The sequence below is a fragment of the Acinetobacter sp. YH01007 genome (assembly GCF_013420425.1).
Classification (GTDB): Bacteria; Pseudomonadota; Gammaproteobacteria; order Pseudomonadales; family Moraxellaceae; genus Acinetobacter; species Acinetobacter towneri.
The window spans coordinates 1-24,620 of sequence record NZ_VOYC01000013.1 but is presented as its reverse complement, the minus strand read 5'-3'; the positions used below and the strand labels follow the sequence as shown (position 1 = coordinate 24,620).

General features: G+C 40.8%; 17 protein-coding genes, 1 tRNA gene and 2 pseudogenes. 14 read left to right on the top strand and 6 right to left on the bottom strand.

What is annotated here, in order from left to right:
* Positions 1–49 precede the first annotated feature (49 nt).
* The 3 genes from FTT74_RS07775 (at position 50) to FTT74_RS07765 (ending at position 2,985) form a co-directional block, all read left to right on the top strand.
* Complete coding sequence (locus FTT74_RS07775) at positions 50–382, top strand: DUF485 domain-containing protein (protein ID WP_167845675.1); 333 nt, start codon at positions 50–52, stop codon at positions 380–382.
* A 1-nt stretch (position 383) separates the two neighbouring features.
* The gene (locus FTT74_RS07770) at positions 384–2,093 is read left to right on the top strand and encodes a cation acetate symporter (RefSeq protein WP_167845676.1); all 1,710 of its coding nucleotides are present in this window, start codon (positions 384–386) and stop codon (positions 2,091–2,093) included.
* 193 nt (positions 2,094–2,286) lie between these two features.
* Positions 2,287–2,985, top strand: a complete 699-nt coding sequence (locus FTT74_RS07765; protein WP_179988834.1) for an ion channel — start codon at positions 2,287–2,289, stop codon at positions 2,983–2,985.
* A gap of 90 nt (positions 2,986–3,075) precedes the next feature.
* Here the strand turns inward: FTT74_RS07765 and omp33-36 are convergent, their stop codons facing one another.
* Positions 3,076–4,014, bottom strand: coding sequence for a porin Omp33-36 (omp33-36, locus tag FTT74_RS07760; RefSeq protein ID WP_257221834.1), 939 nt, complete (start codon positions 4,012–4,014; stop codon positions 3,076–3,078).
* A gap of 1,125 nt (positions 4,015–5,139) precedes the next feature.
* Between omp33-36 and FTT74_RS07755 the strand changes: the two genes are divergently transcribed.
* Positions 5,140–6,840, top strand: a complete 1,701-nt coding sequence (locus tag FTT74_RS07755) for a GGDEF domain-containing protein (protein WP_179988884.1) — start codon at positions 5,140–5,142, stop codon at positions 6,838–6,840.
* Between the two features lie 124 nt (positions 6,841–6,964).
* Here FTT74_RS07755 and uvrA read toward each other — a convergent pair whose 3' ends face one another.
* Together uvrA and tenA are read right to left on the bottom strand one after the other, a co-directional pair.
* The gene (gene uvrA / locus FTT74_RS07750; protein ID WP_004970200.1) at positions 6,965–9,799 is read right to left on the bottom strand and encodes an excinuclease ABC subunit UvrA; all 2,835 of its coding nucleotides are present in this window, start codon (positions 9,797–9,799) and stop codon (positions 6,965–6,967) included.
* A gap of 146 nt (positions 9,800–9,945) precedes the next feature.
* On the bottom strand, positions 9,946–10,620 hold the full coding sequence (gene tenA, locus FTT74_RS07745; RefSeq protein ID WP_179988832.1) for a thiaminase II: 675 nt from the start codon (positions 10,618–10,620) through the stop codon (positions 9,946–9,948).
* Between the two features lie 330 nt (positions 10,621–10,950).
* Between tenA and FTT74_RS07740 the strand changes: the two genes are divergently transcribed.
* The 7 genes from FTT74_RS07740 to FTT74_RS07710 all read left to right on the top strand — a co-directional run bounded on the left by FTT74_RS07740 (position 10,951) and on the right by FTT74_RS07710 (position 19,005).
* Entirely contained in the window at positions 10,951–12,036 is a 1,086-nt protein-coding gene (locus FTT74_RS07740) for a DUF475 domain-containing protein (RefSeq protein ID WP_131261267.1), read from the top strand.
* A 218-nt stretch (positions 12,037–12,254) separates the two neighbouring features.
* Positions 12,255–13,619 carry an MFS transporter gene (locus FTT74_RS07735; protein WP_104852874.1) on the top strand — a complete coding sequence of 455 codons (1,365 nt, stop codon included), beginning with the start codon at positions 12,255–12,257 and terminating at the stop codon, positions 13,617–13,619.
* A gap of 51 nt (positions 13,620–13,670) precedes the next feature.
* Positions 13,671–14,246, top strand: coding sequence for a single-stranded DNA-binding protein (gene ssb / locus FTT74_RS07730; protein WP_096902231.1), 576 nt, complete (start codon positions 13,671–13,673; stop codon positions 14,244–14,246).
* Positions 14,247–14,496: 250 nt separating this feature from the next.
* Entirely contained in the window at positions 14,497–15,060 is a 564-nt protein-coding gene (gene ahpC / locus FTT74_RS07725; protein ID WP_179988831.1) for an alkyl hydroperoxide reductase subunit C, read from the top strand.
* Positions 15,061–15,261: 201 nt separating this feature from the next.
* Positions 15,262–16,146, top strand: coding sequence for a pirin family protein (locus FTT74_RS07720; RefSeq protein ID WP_179988830.1), 885 nt, complete (start codon positions 15,262–15,264; stop codon positions 16,144–16,146).
* A gap of 423 nt (positions 16,147–16,569) precedes the next feature.
* Positions 16,570–17,877, top strand: a complete 1,308-nt coding sequence (locus FTT74_RS07715) for an FAD-dependent oxidoreductase (protein WP_004970183.1) — start codon at positions 16,570–16,572, stop codon at positions 17,875–17,877.
* Positions 17,878–18,174: 297 nt separating this feature from the next.
* On the top strand, positions 18,175–19,005 hold the full coding sequence (locus FTT74_RS07710; RefSeq protein ID WP_104852875.1) for a cyclopropane-fatty-acyl-phospholipid synthase family protein: 831 nt from the start codon (positions 18,175–18,177) through the stop codon (positions 19,003–19,005).
* A gap of 70 nt (positions 19,006–19,075) precedes the next feature.
* Here the strand turns inward: FTT74_RS07710 and FTT74_RS07705 are convergent.
* From FTT74_RS07705 to FTT74_RS07695, 3 genes and pseudogenes are all read right to left on the bottom strand, one after another.
* Positions 19,076–19,333: pseudogene (locus FTT74_RS07705) on the bottom strand (PAAR domain-containing protein); the annotation flags it as partial.
* 362 nt (positions 19,334–19,695) lie between these two features.
* Positions 19,696–19,771: transfer RNA gene (locus FTT74_RS07700), tRNA-Thr, on the bottom strand.
* Positions 19,772–19,976: 205 nt separating this feature from the next.
* Positions 19,977–20,204, bottom strand: a complete 228-nt coding sequence (locus FTT74_RS07695; protein ID WP_004970172.1) for a hypothetical protein — start codon at positions 20,202–20,204, stop codon at positions 19,977–19,979.
* 394 nt (positions 20,205–20,598) lie between these two features.
* On the opposite strand from FTT74_RS07695, the gene FTT74_RS07690 reads away from it, so the two are divergent.
* The 3 genes and pseudogenes from FTT74_RS07690 to FTT74_RS14000 form a co-directional block, all read left to right on the top strand.
* Complete coding sequence (locus tag FTT74_RS07690; RefSeq protein ID WP_179988829.1) at positions 20,599–23,472, top strand: type VI secretion system Vgr family protein; 2,874 nt, start codon at positions 20,599–20,601, stop codon at positions 23,470–23,472.
* Positions 23,472–24,536, top strand: coding sequence for a hypothetical protein (locus FTT74_RS07685; protein ID WP_179988828.1), 1,065 nt, complete (start codon positions 23,472–23,474; stop codon positions 24,534–24,536). The genes FTT74_RS07690 and FTT74_RS07685 overlap by 1 nt, the downstream gene beginning before the upstream one ends.
* A 17-nt stretch (positions 24,537–24,553) precedes the next feature.
* Positions 24,554–24,620: pseudogene (locus FTT74_RS14000) on the top strand (helix-turn-helix domain-containing protein); the annotation flags it as partial.

Below are 24,620 nucleotides of genomic sequence, written 5' to 3'. Positions count from 1 at the left end.
TTCGAATTAAAAATTTGCGCCTAAGGCAGGGCGCTTGAAGGAGCAGGTTATGGATGAGGTACAAGTAGAACGCATTCTACAAAACCCAAAATTCAAAGAAATGGTTCGCAGAAAAAGTAACCTAAGTTGGACATTAACAGCAATCATGTTGTTTGTGTACGTAGGTTTCATGCTTTTAGTGGGCTATAACAAAGAATTCTTATTGAGTTCAATTTCTGGCGGTGTGACGACTTGGGGTATTCCATTAGGTCTGAGCATTATCGTTTTATCTTTCATTTTGTGTGCTGTTTATTCATCAATTGCGAATGGCAAACTTGACCAATTGAACGAAGAAGCGATGCGTGAAGTTGAAGCAATTACACATGAGAAAGGAACGCACTAAGATGAAATGGAATTCATTGAAAGCACTGGCTGCGTCTACTGTATTAATGTCAGGTATGGCATTTGCAGGACCAGATTTAGGTGCAGCAGAACAGCAGCCAACCAACTGGCCTGCAATTATTATGTTCTTGATTTTCGTGGGCGCAACTTTGTTCATTACTAAATGGGCAGCGAAGCAAACCACAAGCACTAAGGACTTCTATACCGCAGGTGGTGGTATTTCAGGTTTCCAAAATGGTCTCGCGATTGCAGGTGACTATATGTCAGCAGCGTCGTTCCTGGGTATTTCCGCAATGGTGTTTATGTCAGGCTTTGACGGCTTGCTGTATTCACTTGGCTTCATGGTCGGTTGGCCAATCGTATTGTTCTTGATTGCTGAGCGTTTACGTAACTTAGGTAAATATAACCTATCTGACGTTGTATCGTTCCGTTTAGCTGAAAAGCCAGTACGTACCCTTGCAGCATTCAGTTCGCTTGTCGTAGTTGCATTCTACCTGATTGCACAAATGGTAGGTGCGGGTCAGTTAATCAAACTTCTCTTTGGTTTGAACTACAACCTTGCAGTAGTAATCGTGGGTCTACTCATGATGGCTTACGTAATGTTTGGTGGTATGTTGGCAACAACTTGGGTACAGATCATCAAAGCGGTGATGTTACTTTCAGGTGCAACTTTCATGGCCTTCATGGTAATGAAAGGTGTGGGCTTCAGCTTCACTAACATGTTTGAGCAATCGATCCAAGTCTTCGCTAAAGTACATGACTTGAGCTTGGCAGATGCTGCAAACATTATGGGTCCTGGTAAATTAGCGTCTAACCCAATTGATGCGATTTCACTTGGTCTTGCGTTAATGTTCGGTACTGCAGGTTTACCACACATCTTGATGCGTTTCTTCACAGTAAAAGACGCGAAAGAAGCACGTAAATCAGTAGTGGTTGCAACAGGTTTCATTGGTTACTTCTACCTATTAACCTTCATCATTGGTTTTGGTGCGATCCTTTACGTATCAAACAACCCACAATTCCTTGATGTTGCGAAAATGGCAGTAACTGGCAAGTTAGAACTTGTTGGTGGTAACAACATGGCTGCGGTGCACTTGTCTGATGCGGTTGGCGGTGACTTGTTCATGGGCTTCATTTCAGCAGTAGCATTCGCAACAATTCTTGCGGTAGTTGCTGGTTTGACATTGTCTGGTGCTTCAGCAATCTCACACGACTTGTATGCTAACGTATTCAAGAAAGGTCAAACGACACCTGAATCAGAACTTCGCATGTCTAAAATTGCGACTTTAGGTTTAGCAATCTTCGCAATGATCTTGGGTATTCTTTTCGAGAAACAAAACGTTGCGTTCATGGTTGGTTTGGCGTTCTCTGTAGCGGCATGTGCAAACTTCCCAGTACTTGTATTGTCTATGTTCTGGAGAGGCTTAACGACTCGCGGTGCGGTGATTGGTGGTGTAGCAGGCTTAGCTTCAGCAGTAACCTTGATTGTATTGTCTAAAGCAGTTTGGGTAGATACGCTTCAAATTTCTGACACACCAATCAACCCATTTAACGGTCCTGCGATCTTTGCAATGCCACTTTCATTCTTCTGCTGCTGGTTGTTCTCTATCACTGACAACTCTGCGCAAGCACAAGCTGAACGTAAAGCATTCGATGCACAGTTCGTACGCTCACAAACTGGTATTGGTATCTCTGGTGCATCTGACCACTAAGGTCTGAAACACCTCAAAAAAGTCCCAGCAATGGGACTTTTTTTATGCCTGTATGTTGGCTTGAGCAAGCATGCTGGTGAGCATTTATGGATACGGTTATTGAGATATGCAATTTTGATACAGAGTGATTGCATTACATGACTAAATAAGCTGCTATGTTGGATGCAATATAAAAAGAATAGGTAGCAGATATATGTACATATTAGACAATGTCTGGAAAAGGTTTCAGGTCTTGCCTTCGGCATGGCTGTTGTTTTTGCAGTTTGTGATTTTGCTACTTTCACTCTTTTCACATCACAACATGCCCTACAAAGTCATCACTTGGATGGTGGGGGTATTGGTGTTGCTGCTCATTGCTAAAGTGATTCGACAAACGCCAATGTTGAGTGTTTTGGGTCTAAGTTTTGTGTATGTGGCTTTATTCTTTTCATTCTTTATTTTACTAGGTGTGCGGCATCCTCTTATTCTGGTGATGAGTCATGCTTGTGAAGCTGCAGCCTATTTTAGTGCAGCCTATGGCTTATTGCGTTATATGTTCCATGATCGTTATTTAACTAAAGATGAGCTGTTTGCTGCTGCAGCGGTGTTTACCTTAATCGCTTGGGGTTTTGCCTTTTTATATAGCATTTGCCAGATTCTGATTCCGCAAAGTTTTCAGAACCCAAATGCTGTAGGTTTGCAAAGTTGGCTAGATTTACTATTTTTAAGTTTTAGTTTGCAGTCTGCGACAGGCTTATCTGATCTTATACCGATCAGCCCAGAAGCACGGGTGATTGCCATGTTGCAAATGTTCTGTGGCGTGATGTATTTGGCATTGATCGTGTCACGTTTAATCGCATTGCAGTACATTCGCCACTTACCACATCATCACCATGATGATTCGGCTGAGTAAAACAGCGTGCAAATTTTTCATGACATATTTCAGGCATAAAAAAAGACGCTCAGATGAGCGTCTTTTTTAACTTCGGTATCTAATGTGAAATTAGAAACGGAATTTAGCGTTTACACCAACAGTTTGAGTGTCAAGTACATCAGCGTCTTCTTCTGCTGCTTTAGCTGCTTCGAAGTTTGCATTTACATAGCTTGCACCTACTGAAACCGCAGGAGTGATGAAGTAGTTTACGTTCGCGCCCCAAGCTTTATTTGGAGAATCGTTGTAGCTTGACTCCATGTATGACGCACCAACGCTAAGTGCTGGTGTTAAATAAAGATCAGTTTTTAAGTTATAAGCAGTGCTTTCACCGTAAACTAGACCTGCTTCAAAACCAACAGCCATATTGGTGCCGTCAATTGCACCTACGTATTTTGTACGTGCAGTGATTGCATCTTGATCTTGATTGATTGTGCCTGACTCAAGTGCTGCTTTAGCAACACCATTAGAAAGGATGTTGAAAGCATCATAAGAAGTTTGGTCTGCAACGCTTGTATAACCTACAGCAACTAAGAAGTTAGGCGCTACTACTGCACCAAGTTCTAAGGCATAACGGTCGCCATTGTCATTATCTTGACCGCCTTTACCATCTGTGATGGTGTGGCTATATGCTGCACTTGCATAAACAGGAACCAATTGAGTTGGAATATACGCTTCAGCTTTAGCACCATAAACATGAGATACGAAATCTGCTTCGTCAGCATCTACATCGTATTCACCATAGTTGTATGCTAAAGAGAAGTTAGACGCTTGGTTTAAGAACGCAGCTTCAGCCAATGGACCTTTAGTCGCATCAACATTTTTGAAGTAGTAAGTACCTTGAACAGCACCAGTGAAATTCTTATCATTTACTGTATTGTCGATGTATTCAGATTGACCTTGAACTTCGAATTGGTACGCTTGAGCACCGGTCATGGCTAATAATAATGCAGTGGCTAAACCGAGTTTTTTCATGATAGTTACCAGTTTTGTTAAAAATGGATGAAACATTGATCATTTTAGTGTAACAAATTATTAAGTCAATGAACTAAAAGGACTTTATTTAAGAATTAAGTCCAATTGACTTTGGTGTTTAAAAAATATTCAAATAAAATTTTTGCTGTCAACCTAAAAACTGTATGGATAACAAGTCGATATGTTCGTTTTTGCAACAAAAGTAGAAATAATAAGCAAAGCATTAATTGGATTAATCGATAAATTTAATTGAAATTATCTGTAATAATAATTCTTGGAGAGTGAAGAATAACGGAAAAATTCACCTGTTTTAGGGTGAAATCATGATTTTTGGATAAAAAACAAACTAAAAATAAGGTCTGTTCAGAATAAATTTGAGTGGAATAGTCGGCATAATGTGAATTTAATCACATTAATTTTGACTATTTGTATAAAAATAAATCAGACTGGTTGACTAGGCTTTACATAAACTGTGATTTATTTCATAATTCCACCATGAAGTCCTACTACTTAAGTCGGGTTTGTAAATTATGTTACTTATCTCATAATTTAACCATCAAATCCTAAGCTTGGTTCATCCAGTAGTGCGATCTGATTCTCCATAATTGTTTGCTTTTTATCTGCCCAACTTTCCCCAAGGTTGGGTTTTTTTTTGCATGTGAAAACGCAAATGGTTTTGCGAAAATTGCACTGATATGGTGCAGTTTGAGGGTGTGATATGATCAAAACCCATAAAAAAATCCCAGTTTTCTTTCAAAAACTGGGATTTTTCGCCAAAATTTGCGGGTAAATTTAGTTTACTGCTGAGGAAAAACTAAACTCGCCCTAATGAGGTGCATTATGCACCCAAATGTTGCATCTGTAAAATATTTTCTGCATGCTGAAACATTATTTTTTGTATTTGTTGTTTTAAGAAAATCGGCACAGTGTATGGTTTTGGACGTTTTCTTGAATAAGATGCTCTAGTTAGACAGGTTTAAAATATCAGATCCAATTTAGCTGTTATGATTTGGTGATAAAAACTAAATAATTCAAAATATAAGTGAATTAATTATCTTTTTTGTAAGTAATTTAAAGATTGCTCATGTAATATAGTCGCCGATTAAGTGATCAAGTCCACGATTTTGCACAGTTATAATGACGTAGGTAAAACTTAGCATGATGATGAAATTGCGCACAGAGCATATCAGTCAGCGACTGTTGATCTCGATGATCATTATTATCGTGTCATTGCTTTTTATTTGCGTTCCTCTGATGGTGAATAGTTATCAGAGTTATCAAAAAACAAAACGTGCTTTAATTGAAATTTCTGTATTAGGCAAAGTGGCTGAACTGACCAATAGTATTTCGCGTGAACGAGCACCTGCAAACAAAGTCATGTCGAGTTCAGCAGCTGAATTTCAGCAAAATTTACAAGAATTGAAAGCGTACCGTGCTGGCGTGGATCAACAAGTAGAACAGACCATCAATATTTTAAGAAAAGAAAGTTTTATTATCCATGCGCATCATTTATCGCATCAATTAAAGACCGCTTTAGAACAAGGGCGTCAGGCGGTCGATGAATATGCAGCAACTCCACAGCATTTGCGTAGCTCTCAACAGATGGATCATGCGATTCAAAAAATGTTTGCGGCATGGGACAGTTCTCAGCATGTGCTGAAACACGTCATGCTCGATTCAGTGGCAAAAGACTCATCGGTATCGACCTATTATAGTGTGATTTTTGTTCTTTCAGATTTGCGTGATCAAGCGGGAAGGGTGGCATCCAATATTATTGCCGCGGTAACGTTTGCTGAAAAAATTCCTGAAACCAATTTGGCGAGCTCTTTGCAAACCCAACGCCAAGCTTATTATTTGTGGGATTTAATCCATACCATTTTGCCTGAAGCACATAAAATTCCTGAATATAATATTTTGCATGATCAATTAAAAAAGGAGTTTCTGGATGAGGGAATTCCTATCGTTAATCAATTGATTCAGCAAAGTATTGATGGGCAACCTTATTCATTGACAGGTACTGAACTCACCCAAAAAATTGTGGATAAATTCAACACTGTGGTCAGTTTGCAGTCATTTATATTAGCGCACAGTTTGCAGGTTGCGCACAAAGATTATCATCAAGCTCAGCGTATTTTCATTTTAACCCTAGTAGCGTCAATTATTTCGTTATTGGCTGCTATTTTCACCATGGTCTATGCGCGCTCAAAGGTCTTTATTCCTTTAATTCAGGCACGCAGCCAAATTTTACGCTTGGCAGCTTATGATGATGAAGCTCAAGGGACGCAAAATCCAGACAAGGTAACGCTCTTAGAGGCCATTCAAAAATTAAAACAACGCCTAGAGCAGCGTGATATTTTAGAATTTCAGCTGCGTAATATTGCCAATACCGATGCCTTAACTGGTGTTTCCAACCGTTTGGCGCTTGAGGAATACATCAAATATTTAGAACATCGACCTGAAAAATTGAGCAAAACTGGTCTGATTATTATGGATGTGGATAAATTCAAACACATTAACGATACCTTCGGGCATGTGGTAGGTGACCAAGCTTTAAAATGTATTGCCGATACTCTCAAAGCGCATGTCCGTGCCTCAGACTTGGTGGTGCGTTATGGTGGCGATGAGTTTTGGGTTTTGATTGAGCAAATAGAATTTACTGAGGCGCTGTATTTGGCAGATAAATTGCGCTGCCATATTGTGAATCAAGAAATTTTTATTCCAAAACTGAATGATTATATTCAAGTGTCGGTCAGTGCTGGCGTGGCGGTGGGTGCTGCGTCATGGAGCAGATTGTTGGAAAAAGCCGATAAACACTTATTTAGAGCCAAAGCACGTGGGCGCAATGCCGTTGCTGGTGACTAAGTCACAGTAATTGATCCACGAGCATTTCCGAAGTGATAAAAAGCCTAGAGTGAAAGATTCAGCACAAGTTTGTGCTGAATCTGTATTTAAACTTGAATGGGCTTAAAAACTGAAATAATCTATTTTAGCCTTTTAACATCGGTTTTAAGAATTTTGCGGTATGTGAAATTTTAGATTTTGCGACAGTTTCAGGTGTGCCTTCGGCAATGATTTGTCCACCGCCTGCACCACCTTCAGGGCCTAAATCGACAATCCAGTCTGCAGTTTTAATCACATCTAGGTTGTGTTCAATCACCACAATGGTATTACCCTTGTTGCGTAGCTCATGCAGGATGTCGAGCAATTTGGCAATGTCATGGAAGTGCAAACCAGTGGTCGGTTCATCCAGTACATACAGGGTTTTGCCTGTATCTCGTTTGGCCAGTTCACGCGCCAGTTTTACGCGCTGTGCTTCACCGCCAGATAAAGTTGTAGCTGATTGACCAAGGCGGATATAACCCAAGCCAACCTGATTTAACGTTTCCAACCGACGATGAATCACAGGAATGGCATCAAAGAAATGCATGGCATCTTCAACGGTCATTTCCAAAACATCAGAAATATTGCGACCTTTATAACTGACTTCCAAAGTTTCGCGGTTATAGCGTTTACCATGACAGGCATCGCAAGGCACGTACATATCTGGCAAGAAGTGCATGGCAACTTTAATCATGCCATCACCCTCACAAGCTTCGCAGCGTCCACCTTTAACGTTAAAGGAGAAGCGTCCTGCTGCATAGCCACGTGCTTTAGCTTCAGGGGTTTGCGCAAACAGCTCACGAATTGGAGTGAACAAGCCTGTATAGGTCGCGGGGTTCGAGCGTGGCGTTCGCCCAATCGGGCTTTGGTCAATATCCACCACTTTATCTAAATATTGCAAACCATCAATCGAGTCGAATTTTTCTGCGGTTAATGTAGTTGCGCCATTTAATTGTGTTGCAGCCAAAGGCAACAAAGTACGGTTAATTAGGGTGGATTTTCCTGAACCCGACACGCCTGTGACACAAGTCATTACCCCTAAAGGCAAAGTGAGATCCACTTTTTTCAGGTTATGTCCTGCTGCGCCCATTAGCTTAATTTGTTGTTCGGGATGTGGCGGTTGGGTGCGCGTTTTCGGTACTTCAATTTTTAATTTGCCCGATAAATACTGCCCTGTTAGGGAGTCTGCATGTTCGGCCAGTTCTGCATAGGTGCCTTCGGCAATAATATGTCCACCATGCACACCTGCACCTGGGCCAATATCAATAATATGGTCGGCAGCGCGAATCGCATCTTCATCGTGTTCTACCACTAACACCGTGTTACCCAAGTCACGTAAACGAATCAGGGTTTCCAACAAGCGATCATTGTCACGCTGGTGCAAGCCAATTGAAGGTTCATCTAGCACATACATCACGCCCATAAGCCCCGCACCAATTTGAGATGCCAAGCGGATACGTTGTGCTTCACCGCCTGAAAGAGTTTCGGCGGAGCGTGACAGACTTAAATAATTCAAACCCACCGACACTAAAAAGTGCAGACGTTCACGAATTTCTTTAAAGATTTTATCTGCGACTTCACCTTTGGCCCCTTCAAGATTTAAGCCTTGATAGTAGTCTTCGGCATCGCCAATCGACATTTGGGTAATTTGAGCAATGGTTTTGTCTTTCACGCGGACATTACGAGAGATTTCATTTAAACGTGAACCACCGCAGGCATCACAGGCAGCATTAGATAAATACTGCGCCAAATCATCACGTACATAATTACTTTCGGTTTCACGGTAACGACGTTCTAAATGCGGTAACACGCCTTCAAACGCAATCACACGTTTATGGTGGCGTCCACGTTCATCAGTATAGCTCAGGTCAATTTTGTCTTTACCTGTGCCATACAGGAATTTCTTTTGTGTCACGCTGTCCAGCTGATTCCATGCCGTATCGAGTGAGAGTTCATAATGTGCCGCGACTTTTTCCAGCATGCTGTAATAATACGGACGCTGTCTGTCCCAGCCGCGAATTGCGCCCTGACTAATCGACAGTTCAGGGTTTGGAATCAATTTTTCCGCACTGAAATGGCTACGTGTCCCCAAACCATCACAAGTTGGACAAGCGCCAAAAGGGTTGTTAAATGAGAACAGGCGCGGTTCAAGTTCTGCCACGGCACGGTCACATTGCGGGCAAGAGTGCTTGGCCGAAAAAATACGATCAGGTTGTTCCGCATTCATCCACGATAAAATGGCTAAATCGCCACCTAAACGCAGTGCAGTTTCAAAGCTTTCGGCAATACGGTTGCCCAAATCATCTCGGACTTTAAAACGGTCTACCACCACTTCAATGGTATGTTTTTTCTTTTTATCGAGTTCTGGTGGTGGGTCAATGTCCATGACTTCGCCATCAACTCGGGCGCGTACAAAACCCTGACTTTGTAGCTGTTCAAACAGATGCACATATTCGCCTTTACGCTCACGAATCACAGGCGCGAGTAGCATTAAGGCAGTGCCTTCTTCCAGTGCTTTTACAGCATCGACCATTTCTGAAACAGTTTGCGCCACCATTGGTAAATCATGTTCAGGACAGTAAGGTGTGCCGACACGTGCATACAGTAAACGCAAATAGTCGTAAATTTCGGTAATGGTACCCACGGTTGAACGCGGGTTATGGCTGGTCGATTTCTGTTCAATGGCAATTGCGGGACTTAGACCTTCAATCGAGTCGACTTCAGGTTTTTCCATTTGCGATAAAAACTGGCGTGCGTATGCAGAAAGCGATTCGACATAACGACGCTGTCCTTCGGCATAAAGGGTATCAAACGCCAGTGAAGATTTTCCTGAACCAGATAAACCCGTAATTACCACAAATTTATCGCGTGGAATATCAAGGTTCACGTTTTTTAGGTTATGGGTACGTGCACCTCGAATACGGATATGACTTTGGCTCATAAAAACTTCTCGATATTTTGCAAATGAAAAACCTATATATGATAGCGCATGAAAATTGTTCAAGTGTTATTTTTCATGCTTTATCGGTCATGAGCTGTCGCACTGTATGTATGGAGCGATTGCCATACGGTGCGTGAGGGCGGCCGTTAAGCTTGATCTAAACCCGGCCACTGACGTTGATGATAGGCGCTATCCCAGAATAACCATTCCAGTTCTGCAGCTTTGGTGTAGGCGTGGTGCATTTTTTCAAGGGTATCGGCATCACAGCGCGCAGCAATACGGTCAATGGTCTGAATTACATTGTTGACTGCACTATGGAATTCTTCGCCTGAATAGGTATCTACCCAAGCCTGATACGGATTATTCGGTACTGAATTATTGACGATGTCTTTGCCCACTTCTGCATAAATCCAGAAACATGGCAGCAATGAAGCCAATACCACAGGATAACTTTCTGACCACGCTGTTGCGAGCAAATAAGAGGTGTAATGATGGCAGGCGAGGGTCAGTGGGGTGCTTTCAAATTCCTGTTTGGAAATATCAAATGCTTGCATAAAGCTGTCGTGTAAGGTGCGTTCAACCACAATTGCAATTTTGGCTGCTTCCGAAAATTGAATAATATCATCGGCATCAAAAGCTTTGGCAGCACAGACAGCCAGCGCACGACCATAGGCAATTAAGTAATGTGAATCTTGAATCACATAATGACAAAACGCAGCTTTGCTTAATGTACCTTGCGCCAGTTCCTGATTAAATGGCAACGCCAGTGTTTTTTGATAGAGCGCAAGGTTACGCTGCCAAGCCTCTTGAGAAAAGCGCATGTTGGATTTCCATTTGAATTTTATTGATGCAGATACCATTGCATATCTGTACGGTGATCACAACTGATCAATATTGAAATAGCGCAGTTGGGGCGAAATCCATCACAACAAAAAAATCATACGAAGAATTTTGGCGAAGTTGAGAAAAAAGCGTCATAATTGCGGCATAAAATTTTACATTCTCAGCTTTTGTCCGATTTAAAATTTGGACAATTCAAATTTCAGAATTTTTAGATTTGTTGTTGCTCACCCAAAGCTATGCTTGGCTTTTGTGGTGCAGATTCGACAGATAAAAAATTCAGATCAAAATATATCGATAGGTCGTTTGTCATGATGAAACATTTTGGTTTCTCAATCGTATTTTCGATAGTGTGTCTTGCGCTATCTGCATATTGGGGCTATACCCATGGCCCAGAAGCAGGTGTGCAGACCATGCTCACCGCACTGACCATCACCGCAATTTTAGCGATTATGGAAGTGTCGTTGTCGTTTGATAACGCGGTGGTGAATGCTTCAGTCCTACGCGGTTGGGATCATTTCTGGAAAATGCTGTTTTTAACTGTGGGGATTATCATTGCTGTATTTGGCATGCGTTTGATCTTCCCTGTGGTGATTGTGGCTGTCACTGCCGATATGGGCATGATGGAAGTGGTACAACTGGCACTGAATGATCCGAAGCAATATTCTGCCAAACTGATGGCACATCACCCTGAAATTGCTGCATTTGGTGGTGCATTCTTGTTGATGGTCTTCCTGAATTTCTTTTTGGATGATGAAAAAGACACCCACTGGTTCAGATGGTTGGAACGTCGTTTGAGCAATTTGGCAAGCGTACCTGCCATGTCTGTATTTTTAGCCTTAGTGACCTTGCTGATCATGGCAGCGAACGTGGTTGAAGATAAACGCCTTGTGGTGACGATGGCGGGTATTTGGGGCATCGTGATTTATATTGGTGTACAAGTGCTGAGTCACATGCTGGGCGGAGAGCCTGAAGTCGATGAGCAGGGCAATGCTGTGCGCCATGATGAAAATGGTGTGCCAACAGGTGTGGTAAAAGCGGGGATTGGTGGCTTTTTATATCTGGAAGTACTAGATGCCTCGTTCAGTTTTGATGGCGTGATTGGTGCCTTTGCGATTACTTCAGATGTGGTAATCATTATGTTAGGTCTAGCCATTGGTGCGATTTTTGTGCGTTCTATGACCATTTACTTGGTCGAAAAAGGTACGTTGGATGCGTACGTTTACCTTGAACACGGTGCGCACTACGCCATTGGTGCCTTGGCCTTTATTATGATTGCCAGCGGTACAGGCCTGCATGTGCCAGAAGTAGTGACAGGTTTAATTGGCGTTGCCTTTATTGTTTGGGCAGTGATTGCCTCGATTCAATTTAAAAAGCGTCAGGCAAAAGCAAGTTAATGCATCTGCTGATGCTTTGATGGTAAGACTCAAGCATAACCAAGCAGAACAATCATACAGACAGAACGAAGTTAGAATTTGGGTGCACAGCGTTGCGCCCTTTTTTTATTGAAATTCTAGGCATCGCGTATAATAAACATCGGGAAAAATCAGCATCATGCAGCTGAATGTTGTAGGATATCTGCAAATTCAAAATTATTTAGTTTTAGTCGATTGATATGATGAATGCCTTGGAACGCCGCTCGACCTTTGCTTTAAGCAGTATTTTTGCATTGCGCATGTTGGGTTTGTTCATGATTATTCCTGTGTTTTCAGTAGCAGGGCAGTCATATCAATACTCAACTCCTGCACTGATTGGTCTTGCCGTTGGTGTTTATGGACTCACCCAAGCCATTTTACAAATTCCGTTTAGCTTAATTGCAGACCGTTATAGCCGTAAGCCATTGGTGGTTTTTGGCTTATTACTGTTTGCTTTGGGTGGTGCAATTGCAGCCATGTCTGACACCATTTATGGCGTGATTATTGGTCGTGCCATTGCAGGTGGTGGCGCAGTATCTGCCGTGGTGATGGCATTACTGGCCGATGTGACCCGCGAAGAAAACCGCATGAAAGCCATGGCGGTGATGGGGATGAGTATCGGTATGTCCTTTGTGGTGGCCTTTAGTTTAGGGCCATGGCTTACGGGCTGGGTTGGTATTTCAGGGTTATTTTGGGTCACCACAGTGATGGGACTAGCAGCGATTCTCATGTTGTTATTGGTGCCTAAAGTCACGCGTCATCATCGTAATTTTCAGCAAGGCTATATCACTCAGTTAAAGCAAGTCCTGAAAATGGGCGATTTAAACCGTCTGCATGTATCGGTATTTACCCTACATTTATTGCTGACTGCCATGTTTATTTATGTGCCTTCGCAATTAATCCAATTTGCCGATATTCCTTTGCAGCATCATGGTTGGGTGTATTTGCCATTGTTGTTGGTCAGTCTGTTCGTGGCATTTCCAAGCATTGTTTTGGCAGAAAAATATCGCAAAATGCGTGGTATTTTCCTGACCGCGATTGCAGGTATTATTTTAGGGCTGTTGGTGCTGATTTTCGGGTTTGAATCGAAATACATCCTTTTATTGGGTTTGGGTTTATTCTTTATTGCCTTTAACGTTATGGAAGCCTTATTACCTTCGTGGTTGTCAAAGGCTGCACCAATTCAATCTAAAGCCACCGCGATGGGTGTAAATGCCAGCAGTCAGTTTTTGGGTGCATTCTTTGGTGGGATGATTGGCGGACAATTATTGATGCTCAACCACACCGCAATGGGTTGGAGTATTTTGACCGCGATTGCTATAATTTGGCTATTCGTTAGTTTTGGATTGGCGCAGCCGCGCTATCTTTCGTCTTTGGTGTTGCGTTTGCCTGAGAACCGAGAAACAGATGAATGGACTTCTCAACTTTTGGCAATTCGTGGTATTGAAGAGGTCGTGGTGATGTCTGACCAGCAAGTGGCTTATGTGAAAGTGGATAAACAGCAAATTGATGATGCTGCGCGACAACAATTAACGCACTTGTTTGGGAAAGAGGTAGCCATTTAAGCATAACTCTTATAAAGTAAATAATAGAAACAAATAGGAAGAAAACGTCTAATGCGTGGTGTAAATAAAGTCATTTTAGTGGGTACTTTAGGTCGTGATCCTGAAACAAAAACTTTCCCAAATGGTGGTTCTCTCACTCAATTTTCTATCGCAACCAGTGATGTCTGGACAGACAAAAACACAGGTGAGCGTAAAGAGCAAACAGAGTGGCATCGCATTGTTTTACATAACCGTTTAGGCGAGATTGCACAGCAATATTTACGCAAAGGTTCTAAAGTATATATTGAAGGTTCATTGCGTACGCGTCAGTGGACAGACCAAAATGGTCAAGAGCGTTACACCACTGAAATTCGTGGCGATCAAATGCAAATGCTCGACTCTGCTAACCGTGGACAATCTGACCAGCAAGATGGTGGCTTTGCTCAACCACGTTTTAACAATAACCAAGGCGGTTATGGCAATCAGAACCAAGCTCCAGCCACAGGTTATGCGAATCAAAATCAAGGCGGTTTTAACCAAAATCAGGGTGGTGGCTATGCCAACAATAACCCAAGTGGTTTTGCACCGAAGCCACAAGCTGCGCCTGCAACCGCACCTGCAGATTTAGATGATGATTTGCCGTTTTGAGACATACTAGAGATAGCCATTTGATTCAAAATGGAAAATCATCATCCAAACCCTTTGTTTCGACAAAGGGTTTTTTATGCAGATATTTAGCAAATATCTATTTTCTCGATTAAATTTCAAACTATGATAGGATTTATAATTCATAAATCCGATTATTTTTATAAAAAAACACTGTTTTACCGATTCTTTCGATTTTCGTATTCTAGCTACACAAGATAAGCAATCCCCGAAACGAATTGAGGAGTCATCCATGAGTTTAATCAATACCCAAGTCAAAGCATTTAACGCAACCGCTTACCACAATGGTCAATTTATTGACGTATCTGAGCAAGACTTTATTGGTAAATGGTCAGTGGTGTTTTTCTACCCTGCAGATTTCACCTTTGTTTGCCCAACTGAACTTGCCGATTTAGCCGATCAATATGCTGAATTCCAAAAAATGGGTGTGGAAATTTACTCAGTATCTACAGACACACACTTTACCCATAAAGCATGGCACAACACCTCAGAAGAAATTAAAAAGATTCAATATCCAATGATTGGCGACCCAACTTGGACATTGTCTAAAAACTTTGAGGTGCTGATTGAAGCAGAAGGTTTGGCAGATCGTGGTACTTTCGTGATTGACCCTGAAGGTAAAATCCAAATTGTAGAAATCAATGCAGGCGGTATTGGTCGTGACGCGCAAGAGTTGTTGCGTAAAGTAAAAGCAGCGCAATATGTGCATGCACACCCTAGCGAAGTTTGCCCTGCCAAGTGGAAAGAAGGTGATGCAACACTTGCACCATCTATTGATCTGGTTGGAAAAATCTAAATCATCTAGCCATGAAAATTTCAAAATCCAGAACTTCGGTTCTGGATTTTTTATGCAATTTTTAAGATAGCGCAATACACTGCGCATCTTGCCAGGGATTATTCTATTCTTGCAATGCAGTATGCCAAATTTGTGCTAGGTCGCAGCTAAGCAAAATATTAAGATCAAAGTATCTTCCATATTCAGTTATAGGCATCACACATGAAAAAAATAATAGGTGTATATCGCAATCAGAACATGCATTGGGTGGGCGATGGCTTTCCCGTTAAAAACTTATTTTCTTATGATCGTTTAGGTCAGGTCATCAGCCCATTTTTAATGTTGGACTATGCATCGCCGTATCATTTTGATGCTACGACGGCACAGCATGGTGTGGGTTCACATCCACATCGTGGTTTTGAAACAGTGACTTTGGCCTATCAGGGCGAGGTCACACATCAAGACTCTGCGGGTGGTGGTGGCACCATTAAAACAGGAGATGTGCAGTGGATGACAGCAGGTGCAGGTGTGGTGCATGAGGAGTTTCACTCCAAAGACTATGCGCAGCAAGGCGGGCTGTTTGAAATGGTGCAGATTTGGGTGAATTTACCTGCTGCAGATAAAATGACAGCACCACGTTATCAGGCCATTGAGGCGCGAAATATTCCTGTGGTGGAGTTTGAAAACGATGCGGGTCATTTACGCATTATTGCAGGTCAATATGCTAATCAGCATGGGCCTGCGAGTACCTTTAGTCCAGTGAATGTTTGGGATGGGCAGCTTAAAGCCGAACAAACTCAGGCTGTGCATGTACCTGTCGATCACAATACTTTATTGGTGCTTTTAGAAGGAGAATTGCGTGTCAATGGCAGTCAACTTGTGCAAGATCACTCAGTGGTGTTATTTGCTCAAGATGGCGAAGCGTTAATTCAGCTTGAAGCACTGCAAGATACGCAATTTTTAGTGCTGACAGGCAAGCCATTAAATGAACCTATTCAAGGCTATGGTCCATTTGTCATGAATACCAAGCAGGAAATCATTCAAGCTTTTGAAGATTTTAATCAAGGCAAGTTTGGTGAAATTCCGATTCAACATCAAGCGGGTTAAGCTTTAAAAAATCTTAGCCAAGAAAAAAGCCTCATGTCGATGTCCCGACCGAGGCTTTTGTTGTTCTGGCGCTGTCAAATTTCTAGTTTTAGCGGATTGATCATATTCCTTATGATAATTATATGTGATGTAGTTATTATTTTTGTGCTTGGTATCATAGCGTTTAGAGATTTATTTGTAAAACGAAAATTATAAAATTGGTGAATTTATCTACATGGTTTAGAACACTATTTATAGTATTAAAGAAATAATATAAATAAATTCTAAGGCTTATTTAAGCACTTTCTGATTGTTAAAAAATGTAATCATATTGCCAGTGTACTTTGTGTTGTTTCTCTGTGAAAAGTACACAATCTGGTAGTTTTTAATAGCTCATTTTCCTTAGGCATGGTTCATAATTTCATAAAGTATGTAAAAAGATGGATGATCGGTTTGGATATCGCAGTGATCGGTAGTGGTATGGCTGGACTGGCTACCGCAAGAATTCTTAAAGATGCAGGGCATAACATTACAATTTTTGAGGCGCTGCCTGGTCGTGGAATGGACAGTCATAGCATCGAATTTGAGGATGGTTTAATTGATGCGCCGTTACGGGTCATGAACCCACATTTGTGGAAAAACACCCTCAGCTTGGCCACACATTTAGGCATTAAAACTTATCCTGTGCGTACTTATATGGCGTGCAGTTGGTTATTTGAAGATCGTACCGAAACTTGGCTGACCACAAGCCGTACCCGTATTGGTAATTTCCCAATCATTAACAACCGTAAAGGCATACAACAATACGGCTGGCGTTTGGTAAAAGGCATGTTGCAGTTAAAAACAGCCATCGCTAAATTTTTCAAATCTAAAAACCAAGACATTACCCTTGCGGAATTTATCAACCGTAACGAAATTGAAGAAGTGTTTTGGCATGGTGCAGTGATGCCAGTGCTTTACACCATTTGTACTTGTGACCCTAAAACCATTGGTGAATGGCCAGCAAAACCATTGTTGGTATTTTTACGCCAATTGACTGATGGTGATGCATTATTGCGTTTACAAGGTGGCACGCCTGCATTGGTTGATAAGTTGATTGAAGGTATTAATATTCAAAGTGGTGCAGCGATTACTCGTGTTCATCAACAAGAAGATGGTGTAATTGTTGAAAATTCTGAGGGTCAGTCGCAAACATTTGACCGTGTGGTGATTGCAACGCCAACCACTAAAGTCCAAGACTTCTTGGACAATCAACAATTTGCAGAAGATATTGAATTGCTTAAACAGTTCAAATTCGAGCAGGGTGATTTGGTGATTCACACTGATCAAACGGTGATGCCGCCAAAACGTAAAGATTGGTCTGTTTTAAGTTATATGATGGATCGTAAATTTACTCGTCAGCAATTTACGGTATGGCTTAACTCGATCGAACCAACTTTGGTCGGTAAATCGCCAGTGTTCCAAACATGGCGTCCAGTTACACCAATTGATCCGAAAAAGATCATTTCAACGGTAACTTTAACCCGCGCTGTGGTGGATTCAAAGACAGTGGCATTAAACAAAGAGTTGCAGCAGCGCCATCACCAAGACAATCGTAAAGTGTTCTTCTGCGGTTCATGGTCGTGCGATGGTTTACCAATTTTAGAATCTGCAGTGACTTCCGCTATGCATATTGCAGAAATTTTTGGTGCACCATTACCGTTTATTGATTTAAAACCACAAGTTGAGGTTGCGCCGCAATTAGGTTATTAAGTTTAGGGTCTGTTGATATTTCATAAATGGTTTGTGCTGTAGGCTAAAACTGAGCAGATCAGGCATGAAACGCAGGGAATAGCGAGACTATTGCCAAGTTTCATAACGCAATCTGAGAAAGTTTTAGCCACAGCCTTTCAGGACAAGCATATTTTTTGCTGCTATTGCGTTATGAGTCAGTCATTTAGAATGACTAAATTTCCTGCCTCATGCCTTATATCAGCTAAAAAATATGCGTTGTCGCAAACATAGATGAATTATCAACAGCCCCTCTTTTTTGAATTAGACTGAGTCAGTATGAAATGGCAACAGGCGATACGACAGCATTTTCCAAAACATAAATATGCCATTCAAGCGGCATATTTGGGAGATACTTCCGCACTGCCGTGGAGCAATTTAGGTTATTGGTCAGATGCAGTGGGATCTGATTATCCCGCTGCATGTCAAAATTTAGCAGCGCATTTGGCCGCAGCAGTGCATTTAAATTCAAAAGATGTTGTACTGGATTTAGGCTGTGGGCAAGGTGCCAGTCTTAAATATTGGTTGGAACACTATCAAATACAACGACTTGAAGCTGTTGAGCTACAAGATCATCATGTGCAGTCGATTCGACAACATTTAAATTCAAATATTAAAATTCACGCTGCTTCATTTTTAAATTTAAAAGCACTTTTTCCACAACCACGTTTTGATGTGGTGTTCTGTATCGATGCAGCATATCACAGTCATTTGAATTCATTTTTAAGTCAGGTCAATGCAGTTTTGAATTCAAACGGACGTTTGGGCTTTCATTATTTAATTTGGGCAGAACAAGCGCCACCACATGCATTCAAACAGCTGCAATATCGTGCCTTATTAAAATCTGCCGATGTCAATTTTAAAGATCTAATGTCCGAAAGTCAGCTTCGAGCGGTCTTGGCACAGTTTGAATTTAAACAGATTCAGGTGGAAGATTTGTCGGCACAGGTTTTGGCGGGTTTTGCTGATTATGTGCATCAGCATCTCAAGCATCAAATTCAAACGCGAGATGCAGACTGGTTTAAAATTGCCATGACCGCACGTTTATGTGCCAAGCTCTATGCAGATGGCTGGATTAAATATGTGCAGGTGAGTGCGGAAAAAGCTTAATCTATTGTAATGAGCTGTTAGATGATGGGATTTTTCGGTGTTTAGTTGTCCATGCTTAGCTTTAAATCCTACCCACCACATGAAACTGCTTCGGTAAAATTTTTGCGCCACACGTCAATTGATCTCCGACATAAGCCACGGCTTTATCATCAAAAAGAATATGATCGTGACTTTTTATAATCGTGGACCAACGTTGGCACTGAGGGCAGAAATGTCCATCACCCGCCACTAAAAATAAATTTCCCATTTGAGAAACACGCATTTGGTTGGCAAGGATGATTCCACCATGATTGGTCATGGAATGATGCGTTGCAAAGCTTTGAGCCATGAGGTCTTCCTTAAACTGGAAAATTTTAGAGAAGCATTGTTTTAATACTCAATTTTCTAAGACTTATAATTTTAAATTTTTATTTTAATTCACAAAAATATTTTTAAATGTCAGTTTATATGGATGAAACATCAACAAAATAGACCATCAATATAAAAATAAGCTCTGAAATATGTGTATTGCATTCTAAAGTATAAAATACATTTAACAAGCTAAAAATCACAATCCCGTATTGCGGTTAAAGTTTTGCAGATAGATAGACGCCCTGAATAAATTGGAGATTCGGGCAGCATGAGGAAGATAAAAATATACGTTTATAAAAACAAAAAACCTCATAAATTTTTAATTTATGAGGTTTAATATGGTGCCGGCACACGGATTCGAACTGTGGACCTACTGATTACAAGTCAGTTGCTCTACCAACTGAGCTATGCCGGCGTTGTGTAGAGAATTTTACAGAATTTTTACGTGTGCGCAAGCCAAAAAGTAACCGTTTAATGCAGGGCATAGAGTTTTTGAAGATTTTGTACACAGTATTTTGGCGCGTTACAAACGAGGAAATCACATAGAAGGTTTTGTATGAAATGAGCCCAGCGGGTGGGCTCATTGAAGAAAATAACTTGAAATGAAGTGTGAAAAGCGATTATTTATTTCTTAAGATGCGATCTAAATCCTGTGCACATTCTTCTAAGGTAAAGGCCATATCAAGTTGCATTTGTGGTTTGAGTTCATTTGCGAGCGTTCTCCATTGTTCAATTAGGCGAATGGCTTTTTGAATCTTATGTTTGTTGATGTCTTTGGCGATGGTAGGCGTATATCCTCCACGTTTAGCATTTTTAATTTGTTTGACATAATTTTGGCTGTTATTCATGTTCGCTCCCGAATAGCAGTTATATATGTAAGGCATTTGCATGCTTTTATTATGCTAAAGCTTAATGATGACCCTTTTATGTAGAAAGCTGAGATGACGAAATAAAAATAAAAAAAGGTTTTGATAAAAAACAATAAATTTCTTCACCTCTCCTTTTTTGACGGCATAACTCAGTTGTAGCATAGCGATTGAAGATTGTCTTGACTGCAGAGTAACGCAATGTGTCATGTTTGTTGATTTTTCATCAATAGAGGGATTGAGGATTATCAAAATTGGCGATGGAGATGGTCTTAACTGCAAATTCCGTTTATCGCTTTATCCATTTTACGCTCTAGATAATTGCCAAGTTGCTGATTAGAATAGCGCCACTATAAAAATAGCAACGATAATAACAATGCAAAGTTCACTCTTTGCTGTATTAGAAAAATTTGGCTTAAGCCCTCAACACCGCACAATTCATATCCAGTTTTCTAATTCAGCCTTAAATCATCAGGTCTTTTTGCAGTGCGTTTATGGTCAGCATGCCATCAACCAAGGTTTGCAGATGGATGTCTTATGCCTCTCACCGCATGCAAATTTGCCGTTGAAACAATTTATTGGCAGTCGGGTGGCTGTAGATCAACTCACCGATCAAGGCGAATTATTTCGACATAGCGGCATTATTACTGCAGCAGCGCAAGGGCAAAGTGATGGCGCGCTCAGTCTCTATAAATTGCAGATTCAGGATGCAACGGCTTTGTGGCATAAACGCCGCAACAGTCGGGTATTTATGAATAAAACTGTGGTGGAGGTGAGTGAAATTCTGTTTAAAGAATGGCAAGACCGCAGTGCATTATTTGCTGCAAGTTTAAGTTTAGATTTAAGTGGTCTCAGTCAGCGTTATGCAGTTCGACCTCTCATCATACAATCCAACGAAAGCGATTATGAGTTTTTAACCCGTTTGTGGCGTAGCGAAGGCATCAATTGGTTGGTGGATGAAAAACAACCTTGGGTTGAGCATTTTTTAACGCCTATGGATACACAAAAATTAAGACTGATTGAGCAGAATAGTCATTATCAGCCCTTAAAACGTAGACGAGTGGCATTTCAGCGTACAAGTGCAATCGAGCAGCGGGATAGCATTTACACTTGGATGGCACAGCGTAACCTGCAACCCACTGAAGTACAGTTACAACGCTGGCAACCCGATCTTTTGGCACAGGACCAAAATTCAGTACAGTTCACATCGCCCTTACAAAGTAGCACACAAAATAGTGAAGCTTTAAGTTTAGAACAGGCGTGGTGCGTGAGTCCTGCGTGGATGCAAGACTTAACTGGGCAAGATCAGGTGACAGCTGCAAGTACCGAACAATTAGAACAATTGGGACAACAATTGGCTCAGTATTATGATTTGCAGGCAAAATATTTTTCCGCGCAAAGTAATTTACGTGATGCGCAAGTGGGGTATTGGTTTGAATTACACGGGCATGCTGAAATTGATCAACATCCCCAAACTGAACGAGAGTTTTTAATACTGTCCAAACAGTTTTATAACCAAAACAATTTAGCACCTGAATTACAACAGCATTTTTTGAGTCTGCTGCAACAAAGTCAGTGGACATTTCAGTTACCGTTGGAGGGTGATCCTCAACAATTTTGTCAATTGAATTTGATTCGACGACATATTGCGCTCGTTCCAGAGTTTAATCCATTACTGCATCGTCCCGTGGCTTATCCACAGCGCGCTAAAGTGGTTGGACCTGAGGATGAAACCGTGCATGTAGATGCGTGGGGGCGTATTAAAGTTCGGTTTTTATTTACCCGAAGTGATGACCACTTGCATGATGGTGGTGCGGGTGCCAACGACAATGAGAGCGATTCGGCGTGGGTGGATGTACTCACACCGTGGGCAGGTGAGGGTTATGGTGCAAGATTTCACCCACGTATTGGTGAAATTGTGGTGGTGGATTTCTTTGATGGCAATATTGATCGTCCTTTTGTGGTTGGACGTTTACATGAGGCAGAACGACAACAGACACAATTCGATACAGTTGGAACTCTACCCGATACCAAATACTTGAGCGGGATTCGTTCACAAGAAATACGTGGTGCAGGGTTTAACCAACTTCGCTTCAATGACACCACCAAACAATTCAGTGCGCAATTGCAGAGTAGTCATGCTGCGAGTCAGTTGAATTTAGGATATTTGAGCCATCCAATGCGGCAGGAGGATTCAATTGGGCGCGGCGAAGGCTTTGAATTAAGAACTGATCGGTGGGGAGCTGTGCGTGCAGGTGCAGGCTTACTGCTTTCAACTCATCCACAAGCACAGGCACAAGCGTATCATTTAGATGCGAGTCCTGCCAAAAGGCAATTGGAGTCCAGTTTAGCGGCAAGCAAAGGCTTAAGTGAGTTGGCACAAAATCAGCAAACAGATCCTTTGGAAACACTGGAGCATCTCAAAGAATTTTTAAATCAAATTGAACTAGAAGATCAAACTAAAGCGGCAAGTTTTAAGCAGGCGGTTATGATTCTTTGTGCGCCCAACTCAATTGCAGTTTCAACTCAGCAAGATTTACACCTTTCTGCAGATCAACATATTCATCAAAGTGCCGCAGGCAGTATTAATGTTTCTACCCAAAAATCTGTGATTACACATGCACGCGATAAAATCAGTTTATTTGCAGCGGAGCAAGGTATACGTGCTTTTGCAGCCAAGGGTAAAGTCGAAATTCAGGCACAAGATGGTGCTATAGATGCAATTGCACGCCAGAAAATCAAGCTGATTTCTACGGAAGATCGGGTGGAAATTACCAGTCCAAAAGAAATTGTGCTAACGGCAGGTGGTTCACAAATCAAAATTAATTCAAAAGGTGTTTTTGTGAGTACTTCAGCTAAATTTGAGGCGAAAGCAGGACAGCATTGTTTTGAGGGTGGGGAGAAGATTATTGAAGAAAAAATAAGCTTGCCTAAGTCACCAACGTTATTCAGTAATAAAATTAATTATCAGTGGAATCAGCCCTCTACAGGAGAAAAAGAAATCTTTGTTTTAGATAAATTGAATGGAAAGCTCATTAAAACTAATAAATCTATATTAAATGAAAATAATCAATTGAGTACGTTACGCTTTTATACCTCTCAACCGACAGACTTTGTTGCTTTAGGCTTCGCGTCTTTATATACACAACTGATCCAAGAATCGAATCTTGACAATATAGATGAACTAATGGATGAGGTCACGGAGATTAACTCTGAGGACGATGTATATGCTGAAGAGGAGGTTAAGTAATGAGTAATTTAGTTACAGTAATCTCAAAAATTTATGATGCCTCTGGGAAATATGTTATCAATTTAAACGTTAAATCGCGTTATAAAGGTTCATCAAGAGAAAATTCAAAAAAAACAGATAAAGAGGGATTATTTATATTTCAAGGTTCGCCTAATCGAACTGTAGAAATTTTGGCAAAGCCTCCTAATGCTAAAGATTATATTGTGATTAAAACGCTTAACTCATCTCTTGTTTCTTCTAGAAACAATCCTCTAAAAGTATTTTTACCTAAAAGCATAGAAGAATATCGGAAAGAAAAAATTACACCTAGCTCAAAAGGAATTGTCACAACTTTATTTAAAGTCATAGATTGTAATGAGAAAGTTTTAATTAATTTCCCTGTGAAATCTCATCCCAAAGGAAGACAAAGTTCATTTGAACGTACGACAGATGAGCAAGGAATTGTAGAAGTACTTTCTTCACCCAATCGGGACATAGAAATTCTAGTTTTGAATTTGGAAGATAAATTTGTACTGAAAAGTACTATTAACTCAGAAAATGGCTCTCAAACACCGATCATAATTAAATTAGATGAGCCTTATGAAAATTTTATAAGTAAGACATTCATAAGTCTTTTGGATCGTAATCATCAAGATTATGTGGTTGAAAATACCAAAGTGGAAATTGTTGCGTTAGGTACTCAAACTAAAAAAATTCTTTCTATATCCAATGGAAAAATTCCTGTTCAAAGCAGGATTGGTGAGAAAATTCAGATTACTGTATTTAAGCCAGATGGCTCTCCTTTAAGCCCAGAAACTTATTTAGTAAAAAGCTTAAAACAAAATAATGTTAAATTGGTTTTGGATGTGGATGTCGTTAAAGGTAACACTAATCAGGATAAGCCAACCATAAATAAAAGAATAGATAACGCAGAGTGTGCTTGTAATAGAGATATCACTGTAGAAGAATTTAAGAAGATTACAAATACTTCGACTGCATTAAGTTTTTTAAATGATTTGAATCAACAATTTAAAAAATTAAGTAAGTTGACAAAAATAACTAATCATGCGAAAAAGTTTTTTTAGTTAACAGATGTTCACACATGCCTCGAATTGTTTCTGTACCACTTAGTTTAGAACAGCGAGAACGACTCATTTTTCTGGCCAAGC